Annotated in this window: 11 protein-coding genes; 7 read left to right on the top strand and 4 right to left on the bottom strand. The window is 46.3% G+C overall.

The genetic code is table 11. From position 1 onward, the window contains the following. Positions 1-48 precede the first annotated feature (48 nt). The gene (locus BK120_RS04610; RefSeq protein ID WP_179089744.1) at positions 49-1,794 is read right to left on the bottom strand and encodes a methyl-accepting chemotaxis protein; all 1,746 of its coding nucleotides are present in this window, start codon (positions 1,792-1,794) and stop codon (positions 49-51) included. 285 nt (positions 1,795-2,079) lie between these two features. On the opposite strand from BK120_RS04610, the gene BK120_RS04605 reads away from it, so the two are divergent. Continuing rightward, the gene (locus tag BK120_RS04605) at positions 2,080-2,997 is read left to right on the top strand and encodes a hypothetical protein (protein ID WP_076266314.1); all 918 of its coding nucleotides are present in this window, start codon (positions 2,080-2,082) and stop codon (positions 2,995-2,997) included. A 108-nt stretch (positions 2,998-3,105) separates the two neighbouring features. Here BK120_RS04605 and BK120_RS04600 read toward each other — a convergent pair whose 3' ends face one another. Together BK120_RS04600 and BK120_RS04595 are read right to left on the bottom strand one after the other, a co-directional pair. Then, positions 3,106-5,742 (bottom strand): EAL domain-containing protein, encoded by a 2,637-nt coding sequence (locus BK120_RS04600; RefSeq protein ID WP_076266313.1) that lies wholly within the window; start codon positions 5,740-5,742, stop codon positions 3,106-3,108. A 154-nt stretch (positions 5,743-5,896) separates the two neighbouring features. After that, positions 5,897-6,460, bottom strand: coding sequence for an FAD-dependent oxidoreductase (locus BK120_RS04595; protein ID WP_076266312.1), 564 nt, complete (start codon positions 6,458-6,460; stop codon positions 5,897-5,899). Positions 6,461-6,689: 229 nt separating this feature from the next. Between BK120_RS04595 and BK120_RS04590 the strand changes: the two genes are divergently transcribed. Together BK120_RS04590 and BK120_RS04585 are read left to right on the top strand one after the other, a co-directional pair. After that, positions 6,690-7,130 carry a MarR family winged helix-turn-helix transcriptional regulator gene (locus BK120_RS04590; RefSeq protein ID WP_076266311.1) on the top strand — a complete coding sequence of 147 codons (441 nt, stop codon included), beginning with the start codon at positions 6,690-6,692 and terminating at the stop codon, positions 7,128-7,130. Between the two features lie 28 nt (positions 7,131-7,158). Further along, positions 7,159-10,374 carry an MMPL family transporter gene (locus BK120_RS04585; RefSeq protein ID WP_076266310.1) on the top strand — a complete coding sequence of 1,072 codons (3,216 nt, stop codon included), beginning with the start codon at positions 7,159-7,161 and terminating at the stop codon, positions 10,372-10,374. Between the two features lie 71 nt (positions 10,375-10,445). Here BK120_RS04585 and BK120_RS04580 read toward each other — a convergent pair whose 3' ends face one another. Further along, a complete protein-coding gene (locus tag BK120_RS04580) occupies positions 10,446-11,057 on the bottom strand; it encodes a PadR family transcriptional regulator (RefSeq protein WP_076266309.1) in 612 nt (203 codons plus the stop codon). Positions 11,058-11,253: 196 nt separating this feature from the next. Here BK120_RS04580 and BK120_RS04575 point away from each other — a divergent pair, with 196 nt between their 5' ends. The 4 genes from BK120_RS04575 (at position 11,254) to BK120_RS04560 (ending at position 16,234) form a co-directional block, all read left to right on the top strand. Next, complete coding sequence (locus BK120_RS04575) at positions 11,254-12,804, top strand: helix-turn-helix domain-containing protein (protein WP_076266308.1); 1,551 nt, start codon at positions 11,254-11,256, stop codon at positions 12,802-12,804. 135 nt (positions 12,805-12,939) lie between these two features. Next, positions 12,940-14,271, top strand: coding sequence for an ABC transporter substrate-binding protein (locus BK120_RS04570; protein WP_179089743.1), 1,332 nt, complete (start codon positions 12,940-12,942; stop codon positions 14,269-14,271). Between the two features lie 222 nt (positions 14,272-14,493). After that, positions 14,494-15,552 (top strand): asparaginase, encoded by a 1,059-nt coding sequence (locus BK120_RS04565; protein ID WP_076266307.1) that lies wholly within the window; start codon positions 14,494-14,496, stop codon positions 15,550-15,552. 1 nt (position 15,553) lies between these two features. Beyond that, positions 15,554-16,234 (top strand): VOC family protein, encoded by a 681-nt coding sequence (locus BK120_RS04560; protein ID WP_076266306.1) that lies wholly within the window; start codon positions 15,554-15,556, stop codon positions 16,232-16,234. The last annotated feature ends 11 nt before the right edge of the window (positions 16,235-16,245 follow it).

Genomic DNA, 16,245 nt, shown 5'->3' with positions numbered 1-16,245 from the left:
CCCGCTTAGCCTTTTTTATTTGGGCAGATATTAGCGTTTGTTAGTACATCAGGTCTTGAAGCGGCTAATCGCCTCATTCAAGGTAGAAGCTAAGTTGCGCAGTTGCTCGGAGGAGCTTGCAACCTCCTGCATGGAAGCAAGCTGTTCTTCTGACGCCGCAGCGACACGCTGTGAGTTTCCTGCGGAATTAGCCGTTATGCCCTCAAGCGCATCTAGCGAAGCTGCAATTTGCTCGCTGCCAGCTGACATTTGCTCAGACGCTGCGGATACTTCCTGTACTTGACTGGAAACATCACGAATGGAAGTAACGATAGAGCGGAAGGACTCGCCGGCTTGCGCCGAGATGTTAGAGCCGAAACGAGCAGCTTCCACGGATTGCTCCATTGATGAAACGGCTGTTTCAGCATAACTTCCGATGCTATGCAGTATAGTTCCAATCTGCTCGGAGGATTCCTTGGAGCGTTCAGCCAGCTTGCGGATTTCATGGGCAACGACAGCAAAACCTTTGCCATGCTCGCCGGCACGCGCCGCTTCAATAGACGCATTAAGCGCAAGCAGATTAGTCTGATTGGCTACATCGCCGATCAAGGCAAGGATGCCGCCAATTTTGTCACTCTGCTCCTTCAACTCATGCAAGGTTGTTACCGTTTCGACTACATTGGACTCGATCGTATTCATTTGATGCAATGTTTGATCAATAACGGTCTCGCCTTCCGTAGCCATTGCCGTAGTGTCGGCTGCCAGCTCAGATACAGAAGAGGTGGACTCTGCAATTCTTTGAATGCCGATCGTCATTTCTGTCATCGCGCGCTGGCACTCTTGCAAGCTTTGCAGCTGTGTTTCTGAACCGGAGGCAACTTCTTGAATAGCTTCGGTTACTTCTTCTGTTGCACGGGAGGTCTGCTCTGCACTCTGCTGCATGTTGAAAGCCGAGCCAGCCACCTCATCGGATGTTATTCGAATGCTGCCTGTGAGCTGACGAAGGCTTGCGATCATTTCATTAAAGGCGATAGAAACTTGAGCTATTTCATTGCCTCCTTTGACTGCAACGGCAAGCGTCAAGTCGCCTTTCGCTGCTAAAGAGGATACTTCCGCGAGCCGTTTGAGCGGCTTCAACGTCATTCTTACCAGTGCAACAATAATAAGTATGGCAATAAAGGCTAGAAGCGCTGCAATCCCTATGCTTTTCCAAAACATAAGATTTAAGGCATCATCAATTTGTTTGAAATCAACGTCGATGCCGAATATGCCGATTAATTTGCCGCTTGGGTCTTTTACGCGGGCTAAATAAGAAATCCACTGACCATATTCATCTGTAACGACTTCGGTCAAAGCTGATCCCTCATTTAAGGCATCATCAATTTTACCAGCGAAATCGTCACTCATTTCATACTCATCTCCAGGACCAAGGCCTGCGGCGGAGAGAGACTCATTGCTCTGCATCATCTTTATAAATTTCTTTCCGTCGCGTTCAATCACCTCAGGCATATACACATATGCATTTGCGACGATATCGTTCTTAATCATGACGTCAAGCTGCAGCTTAAGCGTCTTAAACGTAGCATTATTGGTATCACGTCCAGCGGATACTTCGTTGTATCCAAAAGTAACCAGATCATGACCAGCTTCGATTTGATAACCAAGCGTTTGTCCAATCCGTTCAATTTCATCTAAATAGGATTTTTTCTGCGAGCTGTAGGATAAATACTCGGTGACGCTAATGACAATAACGAGGAGAAGGGCTAATACGATGGAGCTGGTAACGACTAAACTTCTGTCCTTAATTCGGAACATGCAATCACACCCCATAATGAAAAGTTAAGATAAGATAAGTTATCGTCGAATTATGTCGAAAAATGAATAGTAACGATACAGTCCATTTTTTTACAATTCAATGAATGACATCTGTTTTTACAATAACAGACTTTTATTAGAGAAATACGGGGCTTTATGTTAGAAAAGTGTTCAATTGCAGCATGTCTTCAGCCAACATTCAGCGGGGATTAAAGGAGGCTTAAGTTTTATTGTCTATGCTAGGTCTTGTAACAACAAATTTGAAAGTGAAAGGTGGAATATTCAATGAAGAGAGCAAAAGCTTTAACAGCAGGTGCTATTGCGCTAACGCTTGCCTTAGGGGGCGGAGGCCTATGGGCTAGCCAATATGTAAATGCGGCAGCAGCAAGCAGCGACGCGCAGCAAGAGCAAGGTGCACAAGCAGATAGCAGCGCAGCTAAGAAGGATCATGAAGGCAGACATGGCGGTTTCGGACGCGGCTTTGAACAAATACAGGAGCAGTTACTAACGTACTTAGGGCTCGATGAAGCGGCACTTCAGACTAAGCTGCAAACGTCAACGCTGGCAGAGGTTGCAGTAGCGAGCGGGAAAACGCGAGTTGATCTTAAGGCTAAGCTTGTTGAATGGCTGGAGGCAGCTGAGGCAGCTAACCCGAAACCTGATGCAAAAGTAGAAGCAGACAAGCTTGCAGAAACTGGACAACAGCAAGCAAAGCCGGATGCGGCTGCACAAGCGGAGAAGCTGCTTGATTCCATAGGATTAGGTTTTGGAAAGCATGGCGGCGGTGGTGAAAGAGGAGGCGGCTTTGAGAAAAACGTAGATGGCATAGCTGCAGCGCTAGGCATAACGGCAGATGTACTAAAGACGGAGCTTGAATCAGGCAAGACCTTGGCGGCAATCGCTGGGGAGAAGGGTGTTGCGATCCAAGTAATCATTGACGTGCAAGTAAAGGATCAAAAAGCGAAGCTGGCGGAGGAGCTGGCAGCGGGCACGATTACGCAGGAGCAATATGATACGAAGCTGGCTGAGGCTGTCGATCATGCAACAAAACATGTAAATGGAGAAATCCCGGCGCGTGGAGGTCATGGCAAGGGTGGACATGGCGGAAAAGGACCGCGTGGCGAACGCCCGAGTGACGCTGCAGCGAAAAGCGAATCCACAACGGATACCTCCGCAGCAGCAACTCCAGCTCCAACTGCATAAAAGTTTTGTAGGCGAAATATGCAATAAGCCCTGTAGACTTTAAAAAGATGAAGGAGCTGCTCCGCGGTCTATGACCTTGAGGCAGCTCCTTCATGTTTGTTGTATAGCTTATTCATTCTTACTGAGAAGGAGCGCCAGCTCCTGTGGCGGCAGCGGTTTACTGAATAAATAACCTTGCAGCTCATCACACTGCAGCTCCGTACAGAAATTCGATTCGGCAATGGTCTCCACGCCTTCTGCAACAACCTTCATATTCATGCTATGTACAAGCTCGATAATTGCTTTGACGATCGATGATTTTTTCTCGTCATTCGTAATGCCTTGAATAAAGGAACGATCCAGCTTTACGTCCGATATAGGCAGGCGCTGCAGCTGATTCAAGGATGAATAACCCGTGCCAAAGTCATCGATTGATATTTGAATGCCAAGTCCCCGAAGGAAAAGGATGGTCTCGATCACTTGATCCATATTCCGCATAAATACACCCTCTGTAATTTCAAGGCTTACATATTGCGGATCAAGGCCGGTGTCCTTTAACGCTTTGACGATCATTTCAGATAAGTTTCCTTGGTAGAAATGTCTTGCTGAAATGTTCACTGAGACGCATATATGCTGTAGTCCCTCATCCTGCCAAGCTTTATTTTGCCGGCAAGCCTCATGGAAGACCCAGCTGTCAATATCTAATATAAAACCGGATTGCTCGGCAAGTGGAATAAACTTATCAGGCGGAATCATGCCAAGCTCGGGATGACGCCAGCGAATGAGCGCTTCAATGCCGCATAGCTCGCCGGTTGCAGCATTTATTTTTGGCTGATAATGAAGCGAGAACTGTTTGTTTTGCAGCGCATTATAAAGCCCGTTCTCGATCTGCATCTTCTCTGTCATCGCGGACACCAGCGTTGGCTTGAAAAACCGATAGCAGCCGTCGCCTTGCTCTTTGGCGCTATACATAGCAATATCGGCGTTTCGGATAATGGTATCCATATCGCCGCCATCCTGCGGGTACACGCTAACGCCGACGCTAACGGTTAAATAAAGCAGCGTTTCGTCGATCATAAAAGGCTCATTGAAAGAATCTACGACGGCTTGGGCATTTGCAGCAAGTTCATCTTCATTCTCATACTGTCCGACAAACACGAACTCGTCCCCACCCAATCGGAAGACGTTGCAGTCATCAAACACCGCTGCTCCGAAGCGTTCTGCTGCCTTGCCGAGCAAAATATCTCCTACAGCATGTCCAAGCGTATCATTAATTTGCTTAAAGCGATTGATGTCAGCGAACATGATGGCTATCGGTTTTTTCATAGCAGCGTTCATAGTGATCATGTCTTGAAAATGGAGTGTGAATTGCAGCCTATTCGGCAGACCAGTCAGCATGTCGTAATAGGCAAGCTGATGCAGTCTTTCCTCCGATTGCTGCAATAAATAAGTTTGAGCCTCCAGCCTCTCGTTGCTTCGCTGCGATTCTTGAAACATGTGAATGAGATTGGTTGACATATGCTTGAAATTAGCAATCAACGAATGAATTTCTACAATACTGCTTCGTGGCCATTCCAACGTGTTCATCTCCTGAAGCTTCAGCGGAAGGTTCGTTGTCGCTCTCGCTAACCGAGTTAAACTGCGAGAGAGCCACCAATTAATGAGATACGCTAGAATGACGGCAAAGAAGGCAAGCCCGATCATATAAACAAAATGAATAAAATATTTGGAAAATAAATATTTTTGATGGTTTTTAATGGGGAAGTCAACGTAAATAAGCCAATCCGTTGCCTGAAGCTTATCTTTATATATCAAATTTCCATCATGCCAGGTCTGGAAATGCCAAGAGTATTTTTTTAAGTCAGGCATGACTAAATACGATTTTTTGTTAATGGGAGTAATGCTGCTTTCTTTGGAGAAATCAAGCATTTCACCTACAGTCTTAGGCGCGCTGGATGCAATAACTTTCTGGTCAATATTCGTCACAGAAATGATAGAATTCCCGGAATGTTTGCCAAGGGCTAGTTGAAGGAAAGCAATCTGATCCTGCTTCTCTACCTCCGTGCTAACCGCCTGCCATTTGTCCAATGATTCTAGAATACGATTGACTTCGATCGAGGAGATTCGCTCGACATATAAACTTACTTCTTTAATGGAGCTCAAGCTGTTAATGAAAATGTTGAGTAAAAATGAAATGAATACGATACCGATGGAGAAATGAAACAGTACCTTGCTGAAGGAATTTGGCCCTTGCTGCGAGCGGGCAAACCCACTCCATTTGCGCAGCGGCATGTACTGGTAGATAATCTCAGCGAACAGTGCGTTAAATAGGCCATTCATGGCAATAATTCCTGCGATAAGAAGCAAATCCTGCGTTATGAGCGTTGAATGAAAGGAGTAGAACCAATAGATAGCGGGCATTCCGACTAGAACCCAGAAAACGGCGTCAATCCCAAACAGTTGATTCTTGTATTTGCGAAGAAGCAAGCCCGTAAAGGCAGCTTCAATAAGGATGATGTAATGAAAGAGGGGCTGCTTTAATAAAAAAGTGCCTAGGAATAGGACAACTGCGCTCATTAAGAGTCCTGGCCAGTAACCGAATAATCGCAAGCCAAGAAGTGTAAATAGACTCGTTAACGAAAAGGTAATGCCATACAAAAATTGAAAATGGTTCGACTCGGCGATTAGCGCAAGAAGCGCACATAAGGCAAATGCGAAAGCAATCGTCAATTGTTTGTTGTGCTGCTGAAACAATGGGTTGCTCACCGTCGGCCTCCTGGAAGTGTGACAAAACCTTTTACGTTCAAATAAGGGTGCCGAAGCACCCTGACAAGGATAAGAACATAAATAGAGTTTGATTATTTTCCCTGTTATTCGACAATTTTTTCTAATATCCTGCTTTTGTTTCAGGAAGATACTGTTAAACCTTTAGAATATCGTGATCCACATAACGTTCGCCGTTTAATTCGCTAATGATGTTAATGGCAGCTTTTGCCCCATCCCCTGCAGTAACGACAGCATGCACGCTTACGCCTGCAACCGTTCCTGCCGCCCAAATGTTATCAATATTCGTTTTACCAGCCGCGTCGACCGCAATAACGGTTTTGATACGAGGCTCGGTACCCGGCTTTGTAGAGATCCCGATATGCTCAGCCAGCTCAGTCGAAACGCCTGTTGCAATAAGTACATGCCTTCCTTCGTAGCTTCCGCCGTCTGTTTCCACCCGCAGGCCGTCAGTGATGGCAACGATATTTTGTACGGTTTCCTCCTTGAACTCCGCTCCGAACTTCTCGGCCTGTCGTTTGCCTGTATCCACAAGGTCAGGGCCGCCAATTTCTGAAATTCCGTAGTAGTTCTCGAACCAAGCGCGTTTTGTCATTCCTTTGTTGTTCTCAAACACGAGCGTCTTTTTTCCTGCTTTTGCAGTAAAAATGGCTGCACTTGCTCCAGCCGGACCAGCACCAATAATAACGATATCGTACATACGACATACCTCCAATAATGGTTGGTTTGATTACTTCACTAGTATATAAACGGCAGCTTAAAAAAAGCAAATGGCTTGTCCTTCTCTTGTACACATCTGTTCACAATATATTCTAAATTAAGGCGTTGTTTTAAATAAAATCGTTTGATATAGTTCTATTATCGAACTGTTTCATAATAGAATTAATTTCGTGGATATTTAGAAACTACATATAAAGGGGGACACCAGTGTGGATCGAGCATCATTGAAACAACTCATCGATCGCTACGAAGCGGCTAATTTTCTTGTAAACCGTCGATTAAATGCGATGATCCGCGAGTTAATGCCAGATGATCTGACTGTAGACCAGTTTGCGACACTACGTTATTTGCATTCGAAGGAAATGAGCACATCATCCGAATTAGCGGACATTTTTTGCGTGGGCAAAAGCTCAATAACCGCGATCATTACGCGATTATTTGATAAAAACTTGATTCAAAGATTTCCAGATGAGAAGGATCGCAGGGTCATCTATTTAGCGCTAACCGAGGAAGGCAAGCAGGTTTGCGACCTCATGGAGGATAAGATACAAGTGCTGCTGGCCAAATACATTAATCGTTTTGAAGAGCAGGAAGCGAACTGTTTTATCGAAACCTTCGAGAAGCTTGCTAAAGAAATGATGAATCCATAGTTTTATTCTATTTGAGGGGGAACTAAAGATGAGAACCGTTTTGAAATTTAGATGGTTTGTTCTTATATTGTGGCTTGCTGCTGCCGTAGGCTTAATGCTCAGCGCGCCGAATATGGAAGAGCTTGTTCGTACGAAAGGGCAAATCAACGTGCCTGATGGATATTCTTCGTCAGTCGCCAGGGACTTGGAGAAATCGATTGGCGGAGGCGATAATGCAGGCGCCAGCAGCGGAATGCCTACCGTGCTTGTATTCCATAAGGATGGCGGTCTGAAGGATGCCGATTTAGCGGAAGTGAAGAGAGGAATCGATGAGCTGAAGAGCAAAGGCGAGGCTATCGGGGTTCTCTCCGTGACGACTCATTTTGATACCAAAGAGCTTGAGGAGCAAATGGTATCGAAGGATGGAAGCACCATCCTTGCGCTCGTTAATGTCGAGGCTGGCGACCGTGAGCTTGCTGAGCTGAGAGACGGTCTCTATGAGACGATTTCAGATGTGAAGGTAGAGCATTATTATACAGGAAACTGGCTTATTTCTGAGGATGTTGTACAAAGCTCGCAGGAAGGGCTTAAGAAAACCGAGTTTATTACGCTTGGATTTATTTTAATTATTTTGTTTGTAGTATTCCGTTCTGCGATTGCGCCGCTCGTACCGTTAGTGGCCGTTGGATTTACTTATTTAATATCACAATCCGTTATTGCGTTTTTAGTCAAATATTTTGATTTCCCGCTTTCCAACTTCACGCAAATTTTCTTGGTTGCCGTATTATTTGGGATCGGTACAGACTATTGCATCCTGCTCATTAGCCGCTTCAAGGAAGAATTGACGCATAGCGGCGGCGACAAGACAGAAGCGATTGTTCAAACTTACCGCACTGCGGGAAAAACCGTATTATTTTCTGGCTTGGCTGTGTTGGTGGGATTCTCTGCAATCGGATTCTCGACGTTTATGCTTTACCGCTCGGCAGTAGCCGTTGCAGTCGGGGTAGCGGTACTGCTTATCGCATTGTTTACGATCGTGCCGTTTTTTATGGCGGTGCTGGGTACAAAATTGTTTTGGCCGGCGAAAGGCTCGCTTGAGCATAAGCCGAGCAAGCTTTGGGGTACGGTGGGTAAGTTTTCACTAAAACGCCCTTTGTGGGCGCTCGTTATTTTGGCAGTAATTATCGTACCTTTCCTTACAGCGTATAAAGGTACAATTTCTTTTAACTCGCTGGATGAGATTGGAGATAAATATGACTCTGTTAAAGCGTTCAACATTATTGCGGATAGCTTTGGACCTGGTGATTCACTGCCTACTACCGTTGTGGTCAAAGCTGATAAACCGATGGACACACCTGAGGGGCTTGCTGTACTAGAGCAAATCAGCCGCGAGCTTGCGAATTCTGGAGGCATCAAGGCCGTTCGCAGTGCAACTCGTCCGACAGGTGATGTAATGGAGCAATTTCTCGTGGCAGATCAAGTTACCACCCTTGAGAGCGGACTTGGTCAAAGCGGCGAAGGCTTGGGCAAAATCGGTGATGGTCTCTCCGAGGCAAGCAGCGCGTTAAGCGAGAATAAGCCGAAATTAAATGAAGCTGTTGACGGCGCCGGTAAGCTCGTTAATGGTACGAATGAGCTGAAGTCTGGCATTGTACAGCTTGGCGCAGGTTTGAAGAAGATTCAGCAAGGGCTGCAGGATGGATCTGCAGGTGTGGGAGAGCTTAGCGAGGGCTTGAAGCAGGCGCAGGCGAGTGCGGAGCAGCTGGCAGGCGCGAGCCGTAAATTGCTTAGCAGCTACGAGCAGCTAGGCGGCGGTCTTGGTCAGCTTACAGGTGCATATAGCGCGATTGCATCGGAACAGGAGAAGCTGGCAAGCGGGTTATCCGGCGTACAGCAAAGTCTAACTGCACTTCAGGAAAGTCACCCAGAGCTGCAAACCGATGAGACTTTTAAACAAACGATGCTTGCTCTTGGAAATCTGCAGCAAGGAGCAGCAGGAATCAGCGGGCAGTTGTCTCAGCTTAATGAGCAGCTGACAGGCATTTCAGCGGGAATGACACAAGCAAATGCCGGTTTCTTGCAAGCAAGTGAAGGGCAAACGGCGCTAGCTTCGGGTCTTGGCAAGCTTGCAGCAGGACTTGGAGAACTGCAAAAAGGAATTGAGCAGGCAGCCGCAGGCCAAGGTCAAATTGTATCGAAGCTGCCTGGTGTCACGCAGGGCTTTAATGAACTATCAGATGGACAGAAGGAACTGCAGGCAGGGTTTGCATCGCTAAACGATCAGCTGGGCGAATTGACCGGCGGTTTGGACCAAAGCGTTGACGGCTTATCGAAGGTAACCGATGGACTCACATCCGCTGGCGGATATTTGAATAGTCTAGCGGAATCGCCGAATAAGCAAATGACGGGCTTTTATATTCCAGAGGAAGCCATTGCGAACAAGGAATTTCAGGCTGCCCTTAATGTGTATATGTCGGAGGATCGCCAAACAGCGAAGTTCGATGTCATATTTAAAGGCAATCCGTATGCACAGGAAACGATGGCGCAAATCGATGGACTGGAAGCAGCTGTTCACCGCGCGATTCAAAACACCGATTATAACGGATCACAGGTAGCTGTCGGCGGAGTAACGAGTATGAATAACGATTTGAGCAATATTTCAGCGTCGGATTATTCGCGTACGGTTATTCTCATGCTCATCGGCATTTCAATTATCCTTATCCTTTTGTTCCGCTCAATCGTCATGCCGCTTTATATGATCGCATCGCTTCTCGTTACGTTCTATTCCTCGATGGCGATAGCAGAGGTCATATTCGTAAGGCTGCTTGGGCAGTCGGGAATTAGCTGGGCGGTTCCATTTTTCGGGTTCGTCATGCTCGTCGCATTAGGAATTGATTATAGTATTTTCTTGATGGATCGCTTTAAAGAATACCGCCATCTGTCGCCTCAGGAAGCTATTTTGGAAGCGATGAAAAACATGGGTACGGTTATTATGTCTGCAGCCGTTATTCTAGGCGGGACATTCGCAGCGATGCTTCCTTCAGGCGTAATGTCACTTCTGCAAATTGCAACTATTGTGCTTTGTGGACTGTTCATCTATGCATTGTTGATGCTTCCATTATTCATTCCAGTTATGGTACGCACTTTCGGTCCTGCTAACTGGTGGCCGTTTATGGGACGCAAACAGGATGCTGAGCAAACGAATCGTTTGCATAGCGGTCAAACGCTTAAGGGTCATCATGTTTCGCATGATTCAACTCACTAGTTAATAAAGCAGGGTTATCGAGGGTCTTTGGTACATGACAAAGACCTATGCGATAACCCTTTTCTTGTTACTTAACGTCCGGCCATTTCGTATGGAACCATAGCTGCATTCGCATTTTGCACGGACCCATCAAGAAAGGCGCTGATTTGCTGCTGCTGCTCAGTTAACAGACGCTGCAGCTCTTCTGCTTGCTCTTTGCTCGCGGATGCTTCTTGTTCGGCGCGTGTTACCAGCTTAAGCAGATTAAAGGATTCGATCGATAATCCAAGCTTAATCCGAATTTTCTCATACCGGAACGATTCGGCTTTTAGTGATGGGCTGCCGCCCTCGGCGTTATTATGTTTTGTTTTTTCAGGAAGCAGCTGCAATGCTGCACGACCTTGCTCGGTAATTTTATAGACTTTTTTGGCGCCATCCTCTAACTGAACGGAGACGAAGCCGGATCCCACAAGCATCTGAAGCGTGGGATAAATGGAGCCGGCACTGGGTACATAAAGGCCGCCAGACTGCTCCTCTAAAGCCTTCATCATCTGGTAGCCGTGCATTGGCTGGTCGACGAGGAGCTTCATAAGTGCAACCTTCACGCCGCCGCGGCCAAAATAACGCTTGCTGCTGCGCGGATTGACTTTAGGCTCTTCCTTGCTATGTTGATGATGCTCTTTGGAAACATCGTTAGTAGACATCTTCAAGTTAAGTCACCTCGATCTTTATGATAAGGAAAGCTTCTGTTTTTCAATGCTTGAGGGTGAAGTGAAACATAAGAGATCGCTCATCAGCTGTCATTTGGAATAAGCTTACTCTACTTACAGCATTGACAATGATAATTATTATTATTTACAATTTATAAAATAATATTGTTTATTAAGGATGTGAGCGCGCATGTCGCAGCAACCGAATCAAACAAAGTACGGTGAAATGTTCTATATTGGCACGGAGGAAGTTAAGCTCCCGTCGCTGCAGCATATGCAGTTGAACAATAGAGAGGAGCAATGCTTTGCGTTTGTGCTTCAACATAAAATAAAGGTTTCCATTGTGAAGAAGGGGCAGCACACGACTAAAAAAGCCGTTGGCGGTGAGCTGTTTCTCATTCCGTCCCATTGTGAATGTACGCTGCTTAATGAGGGCAACCATCTAGCTGAAATCGTACTTATTCGCTTCCGAAGCGGTTCGACAGCAGCAGGTGCGGAGATGCTACCCTACCGAGACAGTATGGGATTAAAACTGCTGAGGCTGCCGCAGGCGAGAAGCTGGCTTCAGGACTTTCAAAGCGACTGCGGTACTGATGATGTGGTTTTATACTATCAGCTGCAATCACAGCTATATGCAATGGTCGCTGCGCTCATTCAGTCTGTCCAGCAGCCGAGAGAGACCGAAGCTGATTTAATTGGCTACGTCGAGCAAGCCAAGCAGTTTATGATTGAGCAGTTAAGCACACCGATGGATATGGAGGAGCTCGCAAGATCCTCAGGGGTGAGTACAAGCCGTTTTTATCAAGCCTTTCGCAGTTATACAGGACTTACACCGCTTAAATATATGACCAAGCTGAGGCTCGATGCTTCTATGCGCATGCTCTCGGGTACGTCCTCTTCCATCGTCGACGTAGCCCATTCCGTCGGCTATCCTGACGAGTACTATTTTAGCCGGCTATTTAAGAAACATATGGGACTGGCTCCTACGGAATATGCTCAGCTTGCGAAGAAACGAGTAGCCACGCTTGTATCTGTGTTCGCGGGCGACCTATCAGCTATCGGCATGCCTACTTGCTTGTCTTTTATTCGGCTGAGCACTCATCAGCATGAACGTGTGCTTCAGCAGCTGCGTGAAGCGGAGCCGGATCTCATATTGGCAGGTATGCTGGATGAGGAAATGTACGCGGCATGCTCGGCTATCGCTCCGGTTCTAATGCTCGATTGGAAGGCTTATTCCTGGAAGGAGCGGCTGCTTGAGATAAGCAATGCATTAGGCTTGTCCACCGTAGCAGAGCGCTGGTTATCCTATTATGAGATGAAGGTGCAAAACGCGCGTGAGCAGCTCAAAAATAGTCTAGGCGATGAGCCTATCTTAATTGTTCATGCCGGAAAAACGGGCTTTCGTATATTTGGCCCGCGCCGCCGCAAGATGAAGGATCTTTTTTATGACGATTTGCAAATGACCTATCCGAAGTCGGCACACCAGATCGGATTTCTTGATACGAGCTCACTAAGGGAGATCGCTGATTTGGGCTGCAGCAGCGTTCTCTTCCTCGTACCAGCGGAGGCTTCCCGTGATTATTGCAATCAGCTGGAGGAGGGCTGGCGCCGCTTGAGGGAAAAGGATGCGCGTAGAAGATGTATCTTTATCGGCTACCACGACCGGCTGAACTATAATCCGACCGTCCACGATGGGCTCATCGATGAGACAGTGAGGCATTTGATGAGTTACGCGCAATAAATGAGGGCACTCGTTCGATTTTATCTGTGGTATTCTGCAAAAAAAAGAAGAGGTCAGCTGTATTGATTGAAGCGCATGTAGCCGATAAATAAAGTAATGGTTATGCATCATTACTTTTTGATCGGGAGGGAATTTATGAAGCTCACTCAAATGGGCAAAGCACTATACCCGCTCTCGTTAATTATCATGATATCTTTCATAAGCGGTTGTACGCTTAATCCAAATAGTCCGGAACCGCTTGAACAGACACCAGCTCCGAATAAGGTGACTTTAAAAATTGTTGAGAGTTTAATGACGCCGCTGCGGACAGTGGAATTAGACAAATTAATCGAACAATTTGAACGCGACAATCCAACCATTGAGATTGTGAGAGTGACGTCAGAATACGAGACCGCTGATCAGACGATCTTGACGATGCTGGAGCAGAACCAAGCGATTGATATTGTTGAGGTGCGGGACGTTACGGTACATCAGCTTGCGGAAAGTGGTCTGATAACCAGCTTGGAGAGTTATATTTCATCATGGAGCAACTATATGCTGCTTAACAATAATGCAAAGCTGATGTCTAGAGATGCAGGCGATGTTGCTTATTATATTCCGAGCAGTCTTTATCAAGTGCAGCTTTATTATCGCAAGGATTGGTTCGATGCCAAGGCGCTGCAAGTGCCAGAAACATGGGAGCAGCTCTTCTTTGTCGGCAAGCAATTGACGAAGCCGATGGAGAGGATATACGGCTTTTCCTTTCGCGGAGGGAGTGGTGCCGTTAATACGTTGTCTTCAATCGTTCAGGACTATAACGGAGAGAATGTCGATATAAGCGATTCCATGTTTAATACGGATGGCTCGACGATATTCTCAGGCAAGCGGGCAGCAGAGGCTGTTGAGCTTTACAAGAAGATTTATACAGAGATCTCAGATCCTGCGTCCATAGATTGGGGCTTTAATGAACAGGTTCAAGCGTTTGTGAACGGCAATGCGGCCTTGCTTATCCAAGACTCAGACGTGATAGAGATGATTAAGGAAAAGCTGGAGAGCAGCCAGTGGGCAACAGCCCCTTTGCCTACAGGGCCTGATGGAATCTCCCATTACAACGTTGGCGCAGCCGGCTGGGGGATTGCTTCCCAGTCTAAGCATAAGGATGAGGCTTGGAAGTTCATTTCCTATTTGTCTTCGATTGAGAACAATCGTGCCTTTACTGATGCCTCAGGCGTTATATCCATCTATAACAATACAATTGAAGAGGAAAAGTATTCTACAGGGCCGTATGCTCCTTATATGTTGATGGCAAATGACCCTGATCGGTTTCAGGGCGTAAGAAAACCGAGCTATTATAAAAATTATAGTCAATTTTTTCAAATGGGAACGGATTTGGGTCGACAACATTTGATGAATGTCATTTCTACGGAGGAATTGCTTAAGCAATTCGATGATTTTTGGCGGAAGCAAGGAAAGCAGGAGCGAGATTAAATGAATGGAGGATGCTAAAGGCATGTTAGTTGCAAATGCCCAGCACCTCCTTTTTTAATTGGATGAATAGGCGATGTGATCTCGTATGAAGCGAGTTGCACAGGGCAACATGTAAGGATAGCGCTTGTGCCTTGACCAGAGTGCAGAGCCGCATATACGATAGTAGAAGTTATCTTTTTTTATCGCTGGATAGCGATTGCAAGACAATAAGGAGGAACATTTGTGAAGCAGTTATTGGTTGTTTTTACAGGCGGGACCATTGGAAGCAAAAAGCAGGGAAACGGCATCGATGTTAATGACGCGGGATCTTATTCGCTTATAGATGATTATATCAACAGTGCTGAGCAGCGCGATGATGTTAGAATTGATGCGATACAGCCGCTTAACTTGTTAAGTGAAAATATGACGACCGAGGATTGGATCGCGCTTGCAGAGGCTGTCCATGGAATAGATACCGAATCGTATGCAGGCATAGTCATCACCCATGGATCGGATACGCTGGCATATAGCGCAGCGATGATCGGTTATTTGTTCGCAGATACAAAAATTCCAATTGTGCTGACCGCCAGCAATTACCCGGTTGCCGATGAAAGAAGCAATGGGCGCCGTAATTTTGCAAATGCAATCGATTTTGTAGTGGATGCACAGCTTCCGGGCGTATTTGTCGTTTACGAGGATGACAAAGGGGATGCACTTGTTTACTTAGCTACTAGAGTTACGCAAGCGATGTCCTTTACGGATCAATTCGGCAGCCCCTATGGCGTGCCGTACGGAAAGATGGCAGACCGAGTGTTCAACTGGCTGGAGCATGAGAGAAATCCAAGACCGGAAGCGCTGATTACCAAGCCTAAAGCGTCGTTTGCATGGGAGCCGGCTACTCTTAAGCTCGATTCCAGCATCGTCTATATTCGTCCATATCCGGGCTTGAACTATTCGTTGTATGATTTTACAACGATTCGGCCGAAGGCGATCCTCCATGATTTGCATCATTCGGGTACAGCAAGCGCAATAGAAGCAGGGCCGTACTCTCTTCCTGCGTTTATTGCAAACTGTAAAAAGCTTGGCATCGATGTATACATATGTCCGATCCGAGATCGTTCGGCAGCCCTATATTCGTCGTCGCTGCGCCTTATTGAAGCGGGTGCCATTGTCATTGAGAAGCTGTCGGTTGAGGCTGCAATAACTAAGCTCATGCTCGCATATGGTTTATACGATGATAAAGCACAGGCAAAAGCTTTCGTAACGGAAAGTGTTTTATATCACGAACATAATGAGGTGTAAAATGATTATAGAAAAGCTGGTGCTTTTGACAGAAAAAGCAGCAAGGATTTTGTCTTTTTATAGGGATGTGCTGGCATTGCCGGTTATTCGCTCCGAGAAGGACAGCTTTACCGTTCAGGTTGGCTGGAGCGAGCTGACTTTCCAAGAGACTGGTGATCAACCTGCTGAAGCGTATTGTTATCATTTCGCCTTTACGATTCCAGAGAATAAGCTCGAGGAAGCAAAAGAGTGGATCGAAGCGCTTGTTCCAATTGGTACGGAGGCAGGTCAGGATGTGTCGTATAGTGAATCATGGAACTCGCATTCTGTTTATTTTGAAGACCCGTCGGGTAATATTTTAGAGCTGATTGCTCGCCATACGATGGATAACGGTGTTGAGCGTCCCTTTGACCCGCAGCAAGACATTCTTTGTATCAGTGAAATTGGCATAACGACCAGTGACGTTCCTACAGCAGTCGATCAATTTGCAGAGCTTGGCATTATGACCTATAGGACGCGCAATGACAATTTCAATCCAATCGGCGATGATAATGGTATATTTATAGTGGTTGGAAAAGGAAGACGCTGGCATTTTACGAATAAAACCGCAGAGAGCTTCCCGGTACATGTGACCGTGCGCGGGCTGGGTGAGCTGTACCTGGTGGAAGGCGAGCAAGGCTTGTTGATTGAAAATAAAAAGTAGAGGAGCATTCA

The sequence above is a fragment of the Paenibacillus sp. FSL A5-0031 genome, assembly GCF_001956295.1.
GTDB lineage: Bacteria > Bacillota > Bacilli > Paenibacillales > Paenibacillaceae > Pristimantibacillus.
Note: the sequence above shows the minus strand (reverse complement) of the source record. Positions and strands in the feature narration are given on the sequence as shown.